Origin of the sequence: Paenibacillus sepulcri (genome assembly GCF_042647105.1) — a bacterium.
In the GTDB taxonomy this organism is placed as follows: Bacteria; Bacillota; Bacilli; order Paenibacillales; family Paenibacillaceae; genus Paenibacillus_Z; species Paenibacillus_Z sepulcri.
The window spans coordinates 1,803,747-1,822,645 of record NZ_JBHRUP010000001.1 but is presented as its reverse complement, the minus strand read 5'-3'; the positions used below and the strand labels follow the sequence as shown (position 1 = coordinate 1,822,645).

General features: G+C 45.9%; 17 protein-coding genes and 1 pseudogene. 15 read left to right on the top strand and 3 right to left on the bottom strand.

The window, feature by feature from the left end; all coding sequences use genetic code 11:
• The first annotated feature begins 269 nt into the window (after nt 1-269).
• From ACFOLF_RS08070 to ACFOLF_RS08055, 4 genes are all read left to right on the top strand, one after another.
• Nucleotides 270-1,823 (top strand): extracellular solute-binding protein, encoded by a 1,554-nt coding sequence (locus ACFOLF_RS08070; RefSeq protein ID WP_210037930.1) that lies wholly within the window; start codon nt 270-272, stop codon nt 1,821-1,823.
• Nucleotides 1,824-1,926: 103 nt separating this feature from the next.
• Complete coding sequence (locus tag ACFOLF_RS08065; RefSeq protein ID WP_210037929.1) at nt 1,927-2,883, top strand: ABC transporter permease; 957 nt, start codon at nt 1,927-1,929, stop codon at nt 2,881-2,883.
• A complete protein-coding gene (locus ACFOLF_RS08060; protein ID WP_210037928.1) occupies nt 2,883-3,758 on the top strand; it encodes a carbohydrate ABC transporter permease in 876 nt (291 codons plus the stop codon). The genes ACFOLF_RS08065 and ACFOLF_RS08060 overlap by 1 nt, the downstream gene beginning before the upstream one ends.
• Nucleotides 3,759-3,804: 46 nt before the next feature.
• Complete coding sequence (locus ACFOLF_RS08055) at nt 3,805-4,917, top strand: glycoside hydrolase family 88/105 protein (protein WP_210037927.1); 1,113 nt, start codon at nt 3,805-3,807, stop codon at nt 4,915-4,917.
• A gap of 11 nt (nt 4,918-4,928) precedes the next feature.
• Here ACFOLF_RS08055 and ACFOLF_RS08050 read toward each other — a convergent pair whose 3' ends face one another.
• A complete protein-coding gene (locus ACFOLF_RS08050; RefSeq protein ID WP_210037926.1) occupies nt 4,929-7,130 on the bottom strand; it encodes a helix-turn-helix domain-containing protein in 2,202 nt (733 codons plus the stop codon).
• Between the two features lie 192 nt (nt 7,131-7,322).
• On the opposite strand from ACFOLF_RS08050, the gene ACFOLF_RS08045 reads away from it, so the two are divergent.
• Complete coding sequence (locus ACFOLF_RS08045; protein ID WP_379219434.1) at nt 7,323-8,810, top strand: extracellular solute-binding protein; 1,488 nt, start codon at nt 7,323-7,325, stop codon at nt 8,808-8,810.
• A 607-nt stretch (nt 8,811-9,417) separates the two neighbouring features.
• Nucleotides 9,418-9,774, top strand: a complete 357-nt coding sequence (locus tag ACFOLF_RS08040; protein ID WP_210037924.1) for a hypothetical protein — start codon at nt 9,418-9,420, stop codon at nt 9,772-9,774.
• A 69-nt stretch (nt 9,775-9,843) separates the two neighbouring features.
• Here the strand turns inward: ACFOLF_RS08040 and ACFOLF_RS08035 are convergent.
• Nucleotides 9,844-10,179 (bottom strand): annotated as a pseudogene (locus tag ACFOLF_RS08035) (transposase); the annotation flags it as partial.
• A gap of 582 nt (nt 10,180-10,761) precedes the next feature.
• Between ACFOLF_RS08035 and ACFOLF_RS08030 the strand changes: the two are divergent.
• Nucleotides 10,762-11,199: a reverse transcriptase domain-containing protein gene (locus ACFOLF_RS08030; RefSeq protein ID WP_210037923.1), complete on the top strand. Its 438-nt coding sequence runs from the start codon at nt 10,762-10,764 to the stop codon at nt 11,197-11,199.
• Nucleotides 11,196-11,330, top strand: coding sequence for a hypothetical protein (locus ACFOLF_RS08025; protein ID WP_379114020.1), 135 nt, complete (start codon nt 11,196-11,198; stop codon nt 11,328-11,330). Before ACFOLF_RS08030 ends, ACFOLF_RS08025 begins: the two co-directional genes overlap by 4 nt.
• Before the next feature lie 479 nt (nt 11,331-11,809).
• Here the strand turns inward: ACFOLF_RS08025 and ACFOLF_RS08020 are convergent, their stop codons facing one another.
• Nucleotides 11,810-12,565, bottom strand: coding sequence for an SDR family NAD(P)-dependent oxidoreductase (locus tag ACFOLF_RS08020; protein WP_210037922.1), 756 nt, complete (start codon nt 12,563-12,565; stop codon nt 11,810-11,812).
• Nucleotides 12,566-12,782: 217 nt separating this feature from the next.
• On the opposite strand from ACFOLF_RS08020, the gene ACFOLF_RS08015 reads away from it, so the two are divergent.
• The 7 genes from ACFOLF_RS08015 (at nt 12,783) to ACFOLF_RS07985 (ending at nt 18,892) form a co-directional block, all read left to right on the top strand.
• Nucleotides 12,783-13,670, top strand: a complete 888-nt coding sequence (locus tag ACFOLF_RS08015) for an AraC family transcriptional regulator (RefSeq protein ID WP_210037921.1) — start codon at nt 12,783-12,785, stop codon at nt 13,668-13,670.
• Between the two features lie 376 nt (nt 13,671-14,046).
• Complete coding sequence (locus tag ACFOLF_RS08010) at nt 14,047-14,328, top strand: hypothetical protein (RefSeq protein ID WP_210037920.1); 282 nt, start codon at nt 14,047-14,049, stop codon at nt 14,326-14,328.
• 253 nt (nt 14,329-14,581) lie between these two features.
• Nucleotides 14,582-14,932, top strand: a complete 351-nt coding sequence (locus ACFOLF_RS08005; RefSeq protein ID WP_210037919.1) for a hypothetical protein — start codon at nt 14,582-14,584, stop codon at nt 14,930-14,932.
• A complete protein-coding gene (locus ACFOLF_RS08000) occupies nt 14,929-16,098 on the top strand; it encodes an RHS repeat-associated core domain-containing protein (RefSeq protein WP_210037918.1) in 1,170 nt (389 codons plus the stop codon). The genes ACFOLF_RS08005 and ACFOLF_RS08000 overlap by 4 nt, the downstream gene beginning before the upstream one ends.
• A gap of 392 nt (nt 16,099-16,490) precedes the next feature.
• Nucleotides 16,491-16,817, top strand: a complete 327-nt coding sequence (locus tag ACFOLF_RS07995) for a CdiA C-terminal domain-containing protein (RefSeq protein WP_210037917.1) — start codon at nt 16,491-16,493, stop codon at nt 16,815-16,817.
• A gap of 658 nt (nt 16,818-17,475) precedes the next feature.
• The gene (locus ACFOLF_RS07990; RefSeq protein WP_379114022.1) at nt 17,476-18,321 is read left to right on the top strand and encodes a fumarate hydratase; all 846 of its coding nucleotides are present in this window, start codon (nt 17,476-17,478) and stop codon (nt 18,319-18,321) included.
• Nucleotides 18,322-18,337: 16 nt separating this feature from the next.
• Nucleotides 18,338-18,892 (top strand): FumA C-terminus/TtdB family hydratase beta subunit, encoded by a 555-nt coding sequence (locus tag ACFOLF_RS07985; RefSeq protein ID WP_379114024.1) that lies wholly within the window; start codon nt 18,338-18,340, stop codon nt 18,890-18,892.
• Nucleotides 18,893-18,899 lie beyond the last annotated feature (7 nt).

The window sequence follows — 18,899 nt, the reverse complement described above, 5'->3', positions numbered from 1 at the left end:
AATAAACTGCTTGCGGGGTAACCTTTTTTCAAGCCATCGGGAAAAAGGCGATAGAAAGAGCATTCTTAACCATGCAGGAGAAACAATTATCCTGAAAGAAAAGCCGCCGTAAGGTCTTGATATATGGAGGTGTCATTAGCACAGATCATAATCATGGGTACAGATCGTGCATTAAACCGTCTTCAAATGAACTAATGATTGTATCTGAAACGCTGCAGATGAATGTACAGTGAAGTTGCACAAAACTAATAATACGGAGGTCAAGCAAAATGAAGAGAAAAGGGTTAGCGTTATTGCTTAGCATGATTATGGTCTGCAGCATCGTTCTGTCCGCGTGCTCCGGCAAAGGTGCGGAGAACACGAGTGCACCAGCTGTAGGAGAGTCACCAGCCGGGAGTGATGCAGCTGCAACGGATGTGGTTGAACCGGAAGCGCCAACGGAAATCACAATTATGCTTCCATTGAATACACCAGAGACGCCGCCGGACAGGATTAAGAATGAAGTAGAGAAACTGACCAATACGAAGCTTACTTATCAATTCTTTCCGGCAGATGCGTATGAGGAAAAATTGAATACTGCATTTGCTACCGGATCGCTGCCGCAGGTCACATATTTAAAGAATCAAGCCAGCTTTATTTTATTTAAAGATGCCATTCGTGATGGACAGTTCTGGGAAATTGGCCCGTATCTCCAAGAGTTTCCAAACCTGGGCAAATTAAAGGAAATCATTCTAAACAATACGAAGGTAGACGGAAAAATGTACTCCTTGTATCTGGGAAGAGAATTAGCGCGTCAAGGTATGATCTATCGTAAGGATTGGGCAGACAAATTAGGCTTGAAGGCTCCCGCCAATGTGGATGAATACTTTGAGATGCTGAGGGCGTTTACCGAAGATGATCCCGATGGCAATAACAAGGACGATACCGTCGGCTTGACGGATCGTAATGATCTGATCTACGGCGCTTTCAAAACAGCTGCTGCATGGTTCGGTACACCGAATAATTGGGGCGAGCAGGAAGGTAAACTGCTGCCTGAGTTCATGTTCCCGGAATATATCGAAACGATGGACTACTTCGCCAAGATTCGGGATGCGGGATACATGAATAAGGACTTTGCTGCAACGAGTAAAACCGACCAGGTTAATATGTTCCAGGCAGGAACAGCAGGTACTTATATCGGTTCGATGGCAGATGTGAACGGTTTGTTCAATAATCTGGTCAAGAACGTTCCTACAGCTGAAGTTGACGTTCAAAGCCACATTAACGGACCTAAAGGCACATTTGGCAGCTGGACCATTCCCGGCTACAACAATGTTGTTTTGTTCCCGAAATCGGCCATCAAGGATGAAGCCGAATTAAAGAAAATATTAGCGTTCTTCGATAAAATGATGACACCTGAAGTTGCAAATATAATGTACTGGGGCATTGAGAATGAACATTATACCATCGTTGACGGTCGTGCGAAAGATGGAGACGACCCGGACAAGAACATTAGAGAAGTGAAAGGCTATAAGGACAGCGTGATCGGTGAGCCTGAAACAAATGGCCGATACGAGCCTTATTACACGCTTGACGCCGCTAATAAAGCCGTACAATTATCGAAGGAAAATGAAGGTTTCATGATCAATGATCCGACAACAACTCTGGATTCTGCAACTTATACGGAGCAAGGTGTACAGCTTCAACAAATTATTACAGATGCTACTTATAAATATATTTACAGGAGCATTGATGCAGCCGGATTTCAAGCGGCTATCAAGGATTGGAGAGAACGCGGCGGCGATAAAATCATTGAAGAATATAACGCAGCTTATAAGAAATGAGAGCAGGGCAAAACCAGTAATGAAGTCAGTCAAGCGGAAGAGATTGTGGATTGAACAATCTCTTCCGAATCGTTAATTCTGTATGAAGAAAGGAAGAACGATCATGCAAGACTCAGCAGTTCAAACTGCGCAAGCCTATGTGCCAAAACCCAGCAGCAGCGAGCTAAAGAAACGGATCTGGAAAAACAAGCTGCTGTATATCATGATCGCCCCCGGTCTGATTTATTTTGTTTTATTTAAATATTTACCGATGTACGGGTTGATTATCTCGTTTCAGGACTATAAGCCCTTCAAGGGGATAACCGGAAGTGAATGGGTGGGCTTTAAGCATTTCGAAAGATTGTTCACCGAGCCGGATTTCATCAACATTCTATTGAATACGCTTATTTTGTTTGGGATGAATCTGATCTTCTTCTTCCCCATTCCGATTATTCTGGCTTTAATGCTGAATGAGGTCCGAATATCTTATCTTAAACGAACGATCCAAACGATCATTTACATTCCTCATTTTATGTCCTGGGTCATTATTGTATCGATCAGCTTCGTCATGCTCACGATGGACGGCGGACTGATCAATGAGCTTCTCGTCTATTTTGGCTTTAATGAGGTGAACTTCCTGCTAAGCCTGGAATGGTTTAGACCCGTGTACATTCTACAAGTAATCTGGCGGGAGGCGGGGTGGGGGACAATCATATATTTAGCAGCCATTGCAGCAGTAGATTTGCAGTTGTATGAAGCGGCCCGCATTGACGGCGCCGGCCGGTTTCGGCAAATTTGGCATATTACATTGCCGGCTATCCGGAGCGTGGTTGTCTTGTTATTGATTCTGAAAATAGGCGACGTTCTTGAACTCGGCTTTGAGCATGTCTATTTATTGTTAAATACGATGAACCGCGGTGTTGCAGAAATAATAGATACCTACGTATTTACGGCTGGATTAAGACAGCAGCAGTTCAGCTATAGTGCCGCAATTGGCGCTTTCAAATCGATTGTCGGGCTCATTTTGATTGCAGCCGCAAACAGATTGGCCAAAAAAATGGGGGAAGAGGGTATCTACTAATGGTCGAAGATACTTCTTTCCGGGGACGATTGTTCTCTTCCGTTAATCTTGCCATCCTGATCCTGATTGCCTTGATTATGATCCTGCCGTTCATCCACATCATCGCAGGCTCGTTCACAACCTCTGCAGAGCTATCGGTCAGGAGGTTTGTACTTATCCCAACGCAGTGGAGTCTCGATGCTTACCGCTTTATCTTCTCCACGAGCACCATCGTTAAGGCATTGGGAGTTTCTGCCGGTGTTACCGCTGCCGGAACGGTATTCAGCATGTTCATTACTTCGTTAATGGCTTACGGACTGGCACGTAAAGATGTGGATGGCAGGAATATTATCATGTTCCTTGTTGTCTTCACGATGTTGTTTAATGGGGGATTGATTCCAACCTTCCTGGTCGTGAAAGAACTGGGATTAATCGATTCTTATTGGGCACTCATTATTCCGGTTACGGTAAATGCCTTCAATATGGTTATACTCAAGAACTTTTTCCAAAACATACCTGAAGGTCTTGAAGAGTCGGCGAAAATTGATGGCTGCAACGACTTTGGCATATTTTTTCGAATTGTGCTGCCGCTATCCTTGCCTGCGATAGCGACGATTTCACTTTTCTACGCGGTAACCTATTGGAACACTTATCTTTCAGCCATTCTGTATTTGAATGATAATGCCAAATGGCCCATACAGATCCTGCTGCGGCAGATTGTTATTCTCGCCAGCGGTATGAATAGCGATTCATCCATGGATAGTGAAGTCCCGCCACCGGATCAAGCCATTAAGATGGCGGTTATTGTTGTAGCCACCCTCCCGATCCTGCTTGTCTATCCATTCCTGCAAAAGCATTTTGCCAAAGGCGCACTGCTCGGTTCGGTTAAAGGATAGTCAATGCCTATGTTACGAAAATAAAGCATGAAGGAGAGATAGTGGAATGATTAATCAAGCAGAGCACGGCAGGAGGATTCAACGAACCCCTCTGGAATGGGCAGAGGCTGCCTGCAATTCTTTAATGAACCGATATTCACCGATGCAGTTGCCGCCGGCTAACCGCTGGCATTATCATCAGGGTGTGTTCCTGTGCGGGATGCTGCAATTATGGCAGAAAAATCATGACCAGCGTTATTTGCTGTATGTGAAAACGTATGCGGACCTGCTGATTGATGAATATGGCAATTTCTACTTTCAACGCGACGAACTGGATGCGATACAGGCTGGGCTTATTCTGTTCACGCTGGATGAACAATTCGGAGAAGCGCGTTACCGGTTGGCGGCAGCTAAATTACGGCAGCTTTTCCATACCTTCAATCTGACTTCCGAGGGCGGATTTTGGCATAAAGATAAGTATCCATACCAAATGTGGCTGGACGGTTTATATATGGGCGGAGTTTTCGCCGTGAAGTATGCGAGACACTATAACGCTTCCGAATTAGTGGATCAAACGTTGAAACAGGAAAAGCTGATGAGAACGCATATGCAGGATCCGCGGACGGGATTGTACTATCATGCCTGGGATGAGCGCCGTCTCATGCCGTGGGCTGACCCGGAAACCGGCTGTTCACCGGAATTCTGGGGGAGATCGGTCGGCTGGTATGCCATTGCCATTGTTGACTTGATGGATGATTTGCCCGCTGGGCATCCCGCAACCGCCGGGTTAACCGGACATATTCGCAATCTACTGTATAGCTTGATCCGTTATCAGGATAAAGCCAGCGGTATGTGGTATCAGGTAATAGACAAGGGCAGCCGCCCCGACAACTGGTTGGAGTCATCCTGCACAAGTCTGTTTGTCTATGCGATTGCCAAGGCAATCAAACATGGTTATGTGGATGACGATTGCCGGTCTGCTGCTATCGCAGGGTATGAAGGGTTAATTCATTCCCTCTATGAGGATGAGCAAGGTCTTGTCATGCCGGGCATTTGTGTGGGTACCTCTGCGGGCGACTATACCCATTATGTGACAAGGGAAACCAGCGGGAATGATCTGCACGGAGTCGGTGCGCTCATCATGGCGTGCTGTGAAATGGATGGTCTTGTCCAGGCTTAATAATCAAACTTTCAACCAGTTTGTCGGTCCTGACGGTATTTGCCCGGCGTTATGCCTTCTATTTTACGGAACGAACGAATGAAATTTTGTGAATTATTGTACTGCAGTTTTTCAGATATTTCTTTTATGGACATCGTGGTCTCGACCAAATATCTGATCGCTTTGCTGTGGCGATGCACGGCTAAATACTCGCTGAAGGGGATACCTACCTCCTTACGGAATACACTGCTTAAATAGTTGGGATTGTAATGCATTCTGGCGGCAATGGAATCCAGCGAAATCTCCTTATCAAAGTCTTCTTGAATAATCATGATGATTTGTTCGGAGATATTCTTGTATTGCGATAATGTCCGTTCTTCAATAGCCACGATAATGGGTTCAATTACGGATTGCCGCAACCAAACCTTGATTTCCTTTGTTGTCCGCAATTTGAACATGCGCTCGAAAACCGACTGATTATCGGTAAATGGCAAGTACTGGATGCCAAGGGAGTGTGTGAGCTGGATAAAGTCGATAAGTAATCGGGTTGTCCAAATTTCGTATTCCTTTGGCCCCATATGATTATTTGATAAATTCAGGTAGAACAAAGCCAATAGCTTGTCTACCTCCTCGCGATCCGCAAGTTTAATGGCATCCGACAATTCGTTCTGCACTTTGGAGGGGAAGAACGTGTGGATGGGATATCCCCCTTGCGGCAGCTCCTGGTAATAAATAATCGCTTTATCTCCCAGACGTATCCGGTTTTTCAAAGCCTCTATGCTTTCTTGATAGGCCTGCTGGGTCGTGGACAGATCAAGAAACGGCAGGCTGATCCCTATGCTGACATCCACATGGAGATATTTGAATATCGTAAGTTGAATGTCTTGGGCCAGTAAATAAATATCTTCTTTCAATTTGTCCGGGTCTGCTGCGTTGTTCAGCAAAATGGTTGTTTGAGATTGGTCGATGACGACCGGCGTTAATCGGCGATGCTCGGCAATCAATTCTTCTATAATATTGTTAATAGCAAACAGCAACAGGTCCAAATCATTGTCGTCATACCGCGTTCCTTCCAATGTGTCAATCTGGATCGTAATGACGGACAATTGTTCATATGAATCGGTGAAGCCCAGCGATTGGAGCTTTTCGCTGATTTCCTTGGAGCCCAGTCCGCCCTGGAACAGCTTGAACATGAACAGGATTTTGAGCTGCCCTGTTTGTGTTTGCAGCTGACCCTCCAGCTCGGAAGAAAAATGAAACAATTTCTTGATGGGATTATAGATTCTCTTCGTTACGATCCAGGCGGTTATGAGCGCAGCAAGCAGCAGCACGATGCAGATCACGGCCGTAAACCAGCCAATTGCACGTGATTCCTTTGTCAGTTCTTTAATGGATATGAAGGATAGATAGATCCATCCGTTGTAATCGGATTTTTGGTAGGTAACGGTAAATTCAGTACTATGATTATTAATCTGGAATTGGCCGGAAGAGGGCACCAGATCTGATATCGGATCAAGCACGGATAATTTAACATCCACATCTTTAAGCAAAGTCGGATTGGCTTCCAGGAAGATCTGTTGATTCTGGTCTACGATCATTACGGATTCATTGGCCACATCATAGGAAAACATTTTACCAAGATAACAGACGGGGATTTGCGTAATAGCCAAGCCCTTTTTATTCATTGAATTGATGGGCAGTTTTTTAATTAATTGGATATTGGATTGGCAGTTGTCAGAGGCTGCTGAATTATTAATGGGAGAGTCGACCATCCATACAGAATCGAACGGAAGATCGAGGTACCGGGTAAAACGATCCGCGTCTTTGATCTGATCCAGGCGATATAACCCGACATTATCAATAAACCATCCCTTATCCTGACTAAGCAAAATGATATCCGAAATGCCTGTATCGAAGGTTTGGAGATGAGTCAGTTCCTTTCTGATCTGATTGTACTGTTTAAATTGAGTTACAGTGAGGGGCTCGGTAAGGGTATCAATTAACAAGGCTGAGTTGACGAAGTAGGTAAGAGAATGGTCCGTTGTCTTCAATACTTGTTCAACGCTGTTTTGAATACCAAACAGGTTCTGCTGCTTTGAATGATTGGCATTGATCTGAATCGTATGCGATGCCTTGAAGTATGAGAATATCCCAATCGTGATGACGGGCAGTGAACCAATGATTACACCAAATAACAGGATTTTTAGAAAATACATATTCGGTTGTTTGCTCATTGATCCTCCTGGAAGAAACTGATGATTGCGTCAGCGGGCGAGACTATAAAGCTTTGATATAATACGATGGATTCGTTACAATAAGTATAGCGCTTACATTCGGGAATTCAATACATATTTGTGCTCTATCATCCTAACCAGGGCAATGGTGAATGAACGGAGGAGGAGGTCAAGCAGATGAGGAGTATAGGGATGATAAGACTGTTTGTCTTGACCGGCATATTCATGATGCTCCTTAGCGCATGCTTCTATAATAACACTGCAGATAATGGAAAGACAAAGCAAAAAGAGGACCCATTGGAAATCACCTGGACGGCAATTCTTTATGCGCCTGCACCACCCTCTGATGTTGTAATCAGCAAAATTGAGGAAGCTACAAACACAGAATTGAGCTTTACCTGGGTACCGGACGCGGTAAGTGAAGATAAAATTACAATCGCGCTTGCTTCGCACACCCTTACCAAGGTTGTCACGATTCAAGACATTAAGAGCACTGCCTACCTGAATGCTGCCCGCGGCGGAGTGTTCTGGGAAATAGGTCCATATCTCAAGGATTTTCCTAATCTAAGCAAAATGAATCCGTCGATTCTGCAGGATACGGCCATTGACGGCAAGAACTATGGCATCTACCGGGAACGTGATTTGTCCAGACAAGGGATTATTATTCGTAAGGACTGGCTGGAGAAGCTTGGTTTGCCGGAGCCTGAAACCCTCAATGATTTGTATGATATCTTTGTCGCCTTCAAGGAGCGGGACCCGGATGGCAATCTGATTCATGATACATTTGGAATACCTGACCGCAATGATTTGGTATTCGGTATATTTAAGACGCTGGCTTCCTACGAAGGAGCTCCGAATAGCTGGGGGTTGAAGGATGGAAAGCTGGTTCCTGATTTCATGTTCAAGGAATATATGGATACGATGAAATTCATGAAGAAGCTTTATGTGGAGAAGCTGATCAATCCGGACTTCGCCGTGACGAGCAAGCAGCAGCAATGGGATTATTTTACGAATGAACATGCCGGTGTGTATATCGGGAATATGGATGATTCCAAGAATCTGAATAGTGCCTTGCTGAAAGTGAATCCCGATGCGCAGCTTGATTTGATCAACCGGATCAATGGGCCTGATGGCAAGCCTCATATATGGTCACAAGCCGGGCATAACGGGGTCTATGTTTTTCCCAAATCACAAGTGAAAACAGAAGAGGAATTGAAGCGGATTCTGGCTTTCTTCGACAGGTTGGGGGATCCGGATATATACAGGCTGACGCAGCTTGGCATAGAAGGGATTCATTATAAGGTGATCGGCGAGCGGGTATATGAAAATATTTCAGGTGCCGCAGCAGCAATCGAGAAGGATGTTCGTCCACTGTCTTCGATTCAAGTTACCGTTCCCGAGCTGCTAAAACCGGATAATGATCCGATAAGGAAGAAGAATATTTTGTTCAACGCGGACAATGTCAATTTTATTGTTGCGAATCCTGTGGATGCTCTGGAATCGGTCACCTTCAATGAGAAGGGAAATGAACTGAACCAAATCATTGAGGATGCGACCTATGATTTTATTCTGGGCAGCATTGATGAAGCAGGATTCCAGAAAGCCATTGCGGTATGGAGCGAGCAAGGAGGAGATCAAGTCATTGACGAATATAATGACGCATACCATGCAGCCCATTAGAAGTCCCCGTCTTCCGATCGCTGTTTATTTCGGATATGTAATAGCCTGTCCCAGCTTTAATTAAGTTGATTGCCAATATATTATTCCAATGAAGATTCTGGTAATAGTATGCCAGAGGTTTATTCGCCGTGTTAATGAAAACTTATTCCAATTCGACCATCTTCGACATTTTCTCCTGAAGAATGAAATGTCATATTTATGGTACTTTGAAACCATTGATGAAAATTCGAGAGGAGTCGTACCTTGTATTATTAAATTGTTCAGATATAAGGGAATCAGTACACAATAAAATAAGCTCGACAATTGCAAATACAAAAAGGGAGATGTTCGTTAGAATGAAGCGGTTAATAAGGATTTTCAGCACAGTTAGCATACTTTCCCTATTTCTTTTGAACCATACCTCATTAGCAGCCTCTTTACAAAAAAAACGCTGGTAACTCGGTAGAAGACACGGCAATCCTTTCTGATGCGGATACATTAACGGCAGCAGAAAAGTTGGAGATTACTAGATATTGATCCCACTATCACAGCAACAAAATCGAAGAAAACAACAGATATCTCTGCTAATGATAGGATTGATTATAAAGTTAATAAGCTTCCATTTCAGATGTCTATACCAAGTGATATTCAAGAGGGTTATGCTATCGATTCCGGAGCGAATGAATTAAAATTAATCCCCATTCAAGCCCATTCTTCGGTGGGCAAGCTTGATCAAGAGACACAGAAGAAAGTGGCATACTCTAATATTTGGGACCACACGGATGTGCGATTGGAGTCGAGTGCGGAGGGAATTAAAGAGAACATTATTTTAAAAAGCAGCGATGCGCCGACAACCTTTCGTTATAAAGTGATGGGTCAATTAAACAATGACTTGGAAGGTCAAAACGTGAAGCTGATGCCAACCTGGCTTAAAGACGCATCCGGAAAATCGAGAGAGGTCAAACAAACGCTAAAACACGTATAGCCCGAGGGTCTGTCAAGAATTCTGTGTAAACTCTTTTATGGGAACTCCCCCGAGGGGGAGGGCAACCCTTCACGGCAAATGCTGGCCGATGCGATCGGGGTAGAAGACGGAGAGTTGGAGGAGGATTTGGCCCTAGTTCTGAACGCGTCCCGTCCACTTTCGCATCACATCCATCGTCGCCAGGTGTAGCATCTTCAGCAGCGCCTCATCTGTTGGGAAAATGCTCTTGCCCTTGGTCACTTTGCGTAGCTGCCGATGGTAACTCTCGATCATGTTTGTCGTGTAGATCAACTTGCGGATTTCCGGCAGGAACTTGAAGAAGGTCGCGAGCTCGTCCCAGTTGTTCCGCCAGGAGCGGACGATGAGCGGATACTTGGTTCCCCAGGTTTCTTCGAAACGTGAGACGGACGAGCTTGCAAGACAAAGCAAAGTCCAATATTGCCCGAATCTAATCATGTAGATGTGGCAGATAGATGAGGGAAAAGTTATCGCTCTTACCCGGGGAGATCTCACAGACGTGGAGTAAGGAAAAAAAATCCGAAAGACGAAGTAAAGCTTGATGTGAGAAGTCAGCAGACGCCATAGTACGCTTGCCGCGTCAGCGGTAAGCGGAAGGGCAGAACAATCGTGAGTCTCGAGTACAAACTGAAAGGAGAATCGATGCGATGAAAGTAGAATACCAAAAGGGCTGCCGGCAAAGGGATAGCGTGGAAAGCGAAGAGTATGCAGGAGCGCGGAGTATCGAAGCTCGGGAAGGAAAAGAAAGAGACGGTGCAACCGACCAAATGGAACGCATACTGGACAGAGATAATCTGAACCGGGCGTACAAGCAGGTCAAGCGCAACCACGGAGCGCCGGAAATCGATGGAATGACCGTCGAGGCGGCGTTGCCATGGCTGCGTGAAAACAGAGAGAAGCTACTGCAAAGCATCCGGGATGGAAGTTACAAGCCAAGCCCAGTGAGGCGTAAGGAGATCCCCAAGCCAGATGGAAGCAGCGTGCGGAAGCTTGGTATTCCCACAGTCGTTGACCGCATCATCCAGCAAGCCATCGCCCAGCAATTTTCAATCCTTGTTCGAGCCGCTCTTCCCGGACGGAAGCTACGGTTACCGCCCGGAGCGAAGTGCGCAGCAAGCGATTCGAAAAGTAAAAGCTTATGCGGAGCAAGGGTGCGGTCATGCGGTTGAAATCGACCTTTCAAAATATTTTGACACGTTGAACCATGAGCTTCTACTGAACCTCTTGCGTAAACAAATCCAGGATAAACGCGTCATCGATCTAATCAAAAAGTACCTGAAAAGCGGAGTCATGGAAAACGGGGTTCGCCGCGGAACGGAAGAAGGCTCGCCTCAGGGCGGACCGATGTCCCCGCTTTTGGCAAACATCTACCTTATCGCGATCAGGAGATGGAAAGCCGAAGTGTGACGGTTATCCGCTATGCGAATGATATCGTGGTGCTTGCAAAGAGCAAGCGAGCAGCCATTCGGCTGCTGGAATCCAGACAGACCTATCTGGAAAAGCGGCTAAAGCTGCAAATGAACAGAAGAGCAAGGTAGTCAGCGTTGTGGCACTGAAGCACTTTAAATTCCTCGGATTTGCTTTAGGAAAGAATGGCAAAGACGTATACGTGCGAGTGAAGATCTATACTCGCGGTTGGATCGGCTATTTCTATGTAGCGGACATGAAGCGAATCCTGCAAAGCTGGCGAATCGCCGGAAGCGCGGTGTTGAATCGGTCTGTAACAAATGAAAAGCTCGCACAGGCAGGGTATGATGACTTCCCTGCCCAGTACGAGCGTCTACGTCATTGCACGTAAGCGGTTGAACCACCCCGTATACCGAACGGTACGTACGGTGGTGTGAGAGGTCGGCTACTCAACTAATGGGTAGCCTCCTACTCGATTGGTCATTTTAGATTGAAATATAATCTTCTTTCTTCCCGATTTTTAAAAATGTGTGGGAGCTGGTTAGGTATCTATCAATGTTTAGCATCCGTCGTTTCTTCAAGATTCGACTCTCATGTCGTCCTCACATTCTTAAAGCAAATGTCCGCCAGACACTTCAATGTCCTGGGCTGTAACCCAACCAAAATCATCGGACAATAAGTTCACAATGACCTTCGCAAGATCTTCGGGTTGGCCGATTCTGCCAAATACAGATTGCTCAGCCAGCGGCTTGATGAATTCAGGATGTTTATCGAATGCTCCATCGCCAAAATTGCTGTGCGTAGGGCCGGGAGAAACTGCGTTGACCCGAATTTTGCGAGGTGCAAGTTCTTTGGCGATATAGCGAGTCCAAGTTGAGAATGCTGCTTTTAACGAGCCGTAGGCGGAGTATCCTGGGAATGATTGGTTCTTGGATGAACTCGTGGTATTTACGATGGATCCAGCATCATCGATGAATTGGACGAGGTGTTGTGTTAAAAAAACCGGTCCTTTAAAGTTCGTATTAAGAATTTTGTCGAAGTACTCTTCGCTCATCTCAGTGAACATCATTGGCCCACCAACACCGCCATTATTAACTAAGTAATCAAAAGTCGTTCTGTCCCAAATATCTTTGAGAATCTTTTTTACATCTAGAACGAAACCTTCGAATGTTGATATTTGAGTCAGATCCAACTTCAGTGCTACAGCCCGAACTCCTTTATACTTCTCAATTTCCTTAACGACAGCTTCTGCCCGGTCCTTATAGGAATTGTATGTGAGAATGACGCTAATTCCACGCTTGCCAAACTCAAGAGCCGTCGCTTTTCCAATACCATTGCTTCCACCTGTTACGATTGCAATTTTCATAAGATCCTCCCTTTCTTGCGTTCGATCTGGATTTTATTTTAGTCGTTTCTGCTGAAATAATATAGATTTAATAATGCCTTTTAATTGCCTAAAACCACCAAGTAAGATTTCGATAAACCCGGATTATCCCCTTTTTTTATTATAAGAAGAGCCTAAAAATGCCGATGCATTTCAGAGTTGTGTTGAGGAATAAGAAGTCATATGATAAAATAAGTGTATGAATAAAGTTTTAGATGAAATTATTGATCTAATGAAAAGTGCAGGCACTCGACCAATTGAAACCGGAGTACCGGGGCTAAGCATGATTAAGGGAGACATTCCCGCACATCAACTCGCAGCGCTCTACGAGCCGATGATTGGTTTTACGGTTCAAGGAACAAAGATTCTTTCAATCGGGGAGCGTAGCACTACCCTGGAAGGGCCTTCGTATTACGTGGTACCGGTACATGTTCCCGCAACAGCGAGTGTACATCCAGACCGTGATGGCCGTCCTTACATGTCCCTTGGTCTTGAGTTGAATCAGAATGTTCTTCAGAGTTTATTAAGAGATCTTCCTGAAAATCTAATACCAACTGCTTCTGAGCATTTCGCAGCTTGTGAAATAGACATTGAATTTATGGAGGCATGGCTGCGCTTATTGCGATTAACGAATACATCAAGAGATATTCCAGCTCTTGCACCGGCTTATGAACGCGAAATCCTTTATCGCGTTCTGATGGGACCACAAGGATGGTATCTGAGGCAACTTGGTCTGCGGGAAAGTAATTTCTCTAAAATTTCTCAAATTGTAAAATGGTTTCGCGATAATTTTATGAGGCCAATAGACATCGGTGAGATGGCATCAAAATCTGGTATGGCTATAAATACCTTTCACCGTCAGTTTAAACGTGCAACGGGTTTAAGTCCTATTCAATTTCAAAAGCAATTAAGGCTTTTGGAGGCTAGAAACCTCATTGCATTTGAGGGCTATGCAGTAGCCAGTGCCGCATATCAAGTTGGCTATCAGAGTCCCTCACAGTTTAATCGAGAGTACTCCCGCTTTTTCGGTTCATCTCCAGCTCGGGATACTGAGAAACTAAGACGAATCGAAAGCGCGAGGGATTAGATAGCTGGCATCTTTTTGGTACACTCAAGGCATGTGGAGTGCGTGGTGGGGATATGTCGAGTCGATACCTAGAAGTCTATAGTTATGAGTATTCGGCGGTGTATTTCTCCTTTGCGCAGGATGACAGTGACTATAAAAATAAGGTGCTACGAGATACTATTAAAGTTTCGGTTGTTTTGGATTTGAAATGGGTAGATATGACTAGCGAATTTTAGGTCTTATTTAGTGAGAATGGCAATACATCCAAGACTTCACTTTTAACAGTGATCTCTTGGACGTACAAGCCTTTGCATAATAATTTGGTATTCAATTTTTGAGGTAAACTTAAAAACGTGGGATCGGCAATAAATCGGAACGACAATTATGGGCGTACATTATGAATCTAATTGATGATGTACTTCAAAAAGGCGAAGGAAGCGTATATTTCCCTGACCAACCCGTCAAAATAATTCTCCGTCTAACATCAAAAGAGTTATTGCTATTCTCAATTGAAGGTAGTGAGATTTCCAGTTTCGTGTTACCTAAGAATGATTTTCTGATTGCATTAATTCAAGGTGCAGAACAGTTTTTTACCTGCATGACTAATACGTTTGATTCTGATTGTGATTATTCTTATGAGTTAGAAAGAATAGACAGATTAAAACAGGAACTACAATAGTGTATATGACCTTGGGGCGACAAATCCTCAAGGTCATTTTTTTTTACACCCGCCCAGTGCCGAATGAATCTGTGGGTAAGCCCAACAGAAGTTGCTACGTATGATATTTTTAATGCTTGTCAGTACGGTTTGAAAAATTCAAGAAAATTGCCACAACCCAGATAAGTATAGTACGGCAACAACTTCATATGTGAGCTTAAACCCATGTAATTTTAACTAACCGGATCATTTAAATGACGAAATCGGGCGACTGGTGAAAACCACCGAGACGCAAGTGGCCGGAAAAAACAATATCGAGAAAATGTATTATGATGCGAACGACAACCAGATCCGGTCCATCGACCGAAACGGAACCCGATTCAAGTACACGGTGGACAACCGGAACGTGTTAAAGAAGAAAGAAGTCGTAGATGCGAGCTGGAATCCCATCGCAGGGCAGGAGACGATTGCCTACACCTATGATCGGGCCGGCCGGCGCACGAGCATGACGGACGGAACCGGAACGACGGGGTATACGTACAGTCCGTCCACCGGGATGCTTACAGCGATGACGTATCCCGATGCGAAGAAAGATACGACGCCAATGGCAGCCGGACCGTCATGAGCAATCCGTTTGGCAAAAACACGTATTACCATTACGATGCCCGGAACCGGCTGGATACCGTGGCCGCCTCCCTGGATTTCGCATCCGGTTACGAGGCGAAGTACCAGTATTTTCAGGATAATTTGCTGAAAAATCTAACGCAGCGCAATGGCGTGACTGCCACATTCGGCTATGACGGCAAACAGGTCAACAGCTTGATGGAAAAGAAAGCGGACGGAACGACGCTGAACACGTTCAGCTATACGTACGACGGGAACGGCAATCAGAAGACCAAGACGGAAAACGGCACGCTAAGCAGTTTTGCGTACGATGAACTGGACCGGATCAGCACCTCGTCGCAGTTCAACCAAACCTACCAGTACGATAGCCGCGGCAACCGCAAGTCGATGACGACCAGCCAACCGTTCGACCGCCCTGTCCCCAGCAGCAATGTCACCTATACGTACAACGGGGACGGGCTGCTGTGGGAACGGACGGAGAACGGACAGACGACCCGCTATTATGTGGACGGGGATCAAGTCATAGCAGAAGCCACGATGACCGGCGGCGTGGCGACACTCAAGGCCCGCTATATCCGCGGACAAGGGCTGATCGCCCGCGAGGACGACATGGGCAAAGCCTATTACGTACAGAATGGGCATGGGGATGTCGTCAATCTGATGGACAGCACCGGGAAAACGAAGCTGAACAACTACAACTATGATATCTTTGGGAATATCTCCGCGCAGACGGAAACGATTGAGCAGTCCTTCAAGTACTCCGGTGAGATGCAGGATGCTGCAACCGGACTTCAATACTTGCGGGCGAGATGGTATGATCCCAGTATTGGACGGTTTACAGGTGAGGATACGGTTGAGGGACAGATTAAGAATCCGCTGAGTTTGAATCTGTATACGTATGTGGAGAATAATCCAATAATTAGATTTGACCCAAGCGGAAACTCATGGATTGGCGATCAATGGAATGCCTTTGTCGTGGAAATGAAAGCAAGGAATTCGTCATGGGAAAGTGCAATGAGCTATTGGACGTTGGGGTTTAGCGATCCGTTTTTCACATCGGCCTCTGTTCCTATGAATTCCAAAGAGTATTGGTATGCTCAAGCAGATGTCATATTTAATACAGCTACTCTAGGTGTCGGTACCTTTGAAAAGCAAGCGTTAAAATAAACGACAAAAGGTGTTCCTTCTTTAATCAAATTAACAGCATTAGGATGTAACTGTTTTACTGCGGGAACGAAGGTTCAGACAGACGATGGGGAGAAGAATACCTGAAGTGAACCCGCTCCGAGCATCTGCTGTGAAGCGGCTGTTTGAACTACGCGAGAGAAACCCAAGCATGACGTTGATGGAGACGGCGCGGCGGCTGAACGTCGAAGGTTTACGACTCAGCAAGGCAAGCGATTCACGAAGGTGCAGGTCAAGCGAATCCTGGACCGGAAAGGGCTGTGAAGGTATGGTGTGTTATGGGAATGTGAAGGCTGTCGGGGTGGCCTACTTTTCTATGTGTTCTAAGGTGGAGTGCTGTAAAAGCAGAATTACTTACCGGTTCACTAGATGGCTTGACTGCGGCAGAAAAGACTGTAATCGACAACTTACTTTCTCAAGGCAAGAATGTGGGTGTTATTCCAAGAAGCGCTACATCAAAGACACCGGATTTCCTTGTTAATGGTATTAAAACGGAATTAAAAACTCTATCCAACGCAAATGTAAATATTGCAATTACAAAGATAAAAGATGGCTTTAAGCAAGGAGCACAAACTGTAATAATTGACGCTAGAGGAACCACAACGACATCTGAGCAAGTAACTGAAATTATGAATAGAGCAGCTGGAACATACAAAGACAAGGCACTACCTGGAAAAGTGGAAATCTGGATAAACCAATAAAAAGGAGGAGTGTGCTTTGGCTAGATTTCTATGCGAGTGTGGAGAAACACTTTCTAACTCTGAAGCTCCAAATGACGTTCATACTCGTCATCCTCGCGGCGCACTTGTCCCGGATTCATCTCCCGCGGAAATCTGGTATGATCCAACCGTTGTATCGGTTGCTCATCCAACAAATGAGCGGGATTTCGGGGTCAGCGGGATGAGCATACTGAAGTGCACCCCTTAGAATAGACATTGGAAAAACCCCTAGGGTTATTCGATGAAATTCTAGGAGGTGCATTTTCTTATGCCAGCTAAGAAAGGTCAGAAATTCAAACATTATCCGGAGTCCGTAAAGGTGGAGGCCACTCGTTTGTATGTTGAGGATTGATGGAGCTACAGCAAGATTACTGCTCATTTGGACATTCATGATCACAACCGTGTGGAAGTTTGGATGAGAAAACTTCGTGAAGAGGGATCCGGGGCATTTGAAGATATGCGTGGAGGTCCACATCGGGCCGAAACGGAGCAAGAGCGTGAGCTTAAGCGTCCGCCGGAAAATGCCCGGTTTCGCGTAATGTGCTCCAGCCTTCGAAAAATCTGGCGCTCTCCTGATTATATCCGGTTATGATGAAAGGATGTTATGCTCGATTTAACAAAGCATAAAGGTGGAGATTACATGGTGCGTACTATACATGTGGACGAAATTGTCGATAACGTGGCTCGTTTATGTTGGGAGGCCTGCTATTATTTGCCTGCAGACATCGTGGAAGGCTTCAGGAAAGCAGAGCGGACAGAACAATCGCCTTTGGGCAAATCGATCATCAGTCAGCTCATCGAGAATGCAGAATTAGCAGCTGAGCAGCATATGCCTTATTGTCATGATACGGGACTTGCTATCGTATATGCCGATGTGGGCCAGGATGTTCACATTACGGGCGGTCCTTTCCTGGAAGCAATCCAGGCGGGTGTTCGAAAAGGCTACGAGGAGGGCTTCCTGCGCAAGTCGGTGGTCGGCGATCCGCTGCTGCGCGTAAATACAAACGACAATACGCCGGCTGTCGTTCATACGGAAATCGTGCCGGGGGATCAAATCAAGCTGACACTGCTGCCCAAAGGCGGCGGCAGTGAAAATATGAGCGCCATGAAGTTTCTGCTGCCCGGCGAAGGGGAAGAGGGTGTCAAGCAGTTTGTGCTCGATACCATTATTGCTGCCGGAGGAAAAGCGTGCCCGCCGATCGTAGTCGGCGTCGGGATTGGCGGCTCCTTTGACAAGGTGACGGCGATTGCCAAGGAATCTGTGCTGCGTGAAATCGGACAGCATCATCACGAACCGCATATTGCGAGGCTTGAGAGGGAGCTGCTTGAGCTGGTTAACAAGACCGGAATCGGACCGCAAGGACTCGGCGGAACCAATACCGCACTCTGGGTATCCGTGGAAACCTATGCCTGCCACATTACGGCGCTCCCGGTCGCCGTTAATATTCAATGTCACGCCGCGCGGAAACAATCAACAGTCATTTAGGGAGGAGCCGTACAAGGTGACACAATACCGTGTAACTACGCCGCTTGCTGAAGATTTTATCCGCCAGCTCAAGGCTGGGGATGAGGTGCTGCTCTCCGGCGCCATCTACCTGGCCAGGGACGCTGCACATAAACGAATGATTGCCAGGCTTGAGCTGGGGGAGCAGCTTCCCGTCGACCTGAAAGGGCAAATTATTTTTTACGCAGGGCCTTGTCCTCCCAAACCGGGACAAATCATTGGTCCCATTGCCCCGACGACTGCTTTTCGGATGGACCCTTACGCCCCGGCCATGTACGAATACGGGGTGAAGGGGACGATCGGTAAAGGGCCGCGGGGGGATACGGTCAAGGAGGCCTGCATGCTGTACAATGCCGTTTCTTTCGCGGCAATTGGCGGACTCTCCGCGGTACTTAGCCAAAAGGTCAGGGCCGTTGAAATTGTTGCTTATGAGGATCTGGGTCCGGAAGCGATCCGCTGGCTTCTGGTGGAGGATTTTCCGCTGCTGGTCGCTTATGATGCTCATGGAAATGATCTGTACGAACAGGAAATTGCAAAATACAGACAGCTATAAACCATTC

Coding starts and splice junctions, on each gene's coding strand:
- ACFOLF_RS08010 (WP_210037920.1), top strand. CDS start 14,047: ATGAATCTAATTGATGATGTACTTCAAAAAGGCGAAGGAAGCGTATAT.
- ACFOLF_RS08070 (WP_210037930.1), top strand. CDS start 270: ATGAAGAGAAAAGGGTTAGCGTTATTGCTTAGCATGATTATGGTCTGC.
- ACFOLF_RS08060 (WP_210037928.1), top strand. CDS start 2,883: ATGGTCGAAGATACTTCTTTCCGGGGACGATTGTTCTCTTCCGTTAAT.
- ACFOLF_RS08040 (WP_210037924.1), top strand. CDS start 9,418: ATGTCTATACCAAGTGATATTCAAGAGGGTTATGCTATCGATTCCGGA.
- ACFOLF_RS08050 (WP_210037926.1), bottom strand. CDS start 7,130: ATGAGCAAACAACCGAATATGTATTTTCTAAAAATCCTGTTATTTGGT.
- ACFOLF_RS08000 (WP_210037918.1), top strand. CDS start 14,929: ATGAGCAATCCGTTTGGCAAAAACACGTATTACCATTACGATGCCCGG.
- ACFOLF_RS08065 (WP_210037929.1), top strand. CDS start 1,927: ATGCAAGACTCAGCAGTTCAAACTGCGCAAGCCTATGTGCCAAAACCC.
- ACFOLF_RS08045 (WP_379219434.1), top strand. CDS start 7,323: ATGATAAGACTGTTTGTCTTGACCGGCATATTCATGATGCTCCTTAGC.
- ACFOLF_RS08015 (WP_210037921.1), top strand. CDS start 12,783: ATGAATAAAGTTTTAGATGAAATTATTGATCTAATGAAAAGTGCAGGC.
- ACFOLF_RS08055 (WP_210037927.1), top strand. CDS start 3,805: ATGATTAATCAAGCAGAGCACGGCAGGAGGATTCAACGAACCCCTCTG.
- ACFOLF_RS08020 (WP_210037922.1), bottom strand. CDS start 12,565: ATGAAAATTGCAATCGTAACAGGTGGAAGCAATGGTATTGGAAAAGCG.
- ACFOLF_RS07990 (WP_379114022.1), top strand. CDS start 17,476: ATGGTGCGTACTATACATGTGGACGAAATTGTCGATAACGTGGCTCGT.
- ACFOLF_RS08030 (WP_210037923.1), top strand. CDS start 10,762: ATGGAAGCAGCGTGCGGAAGCTTGGTATTCCCACAGTCGTTGACCGCA.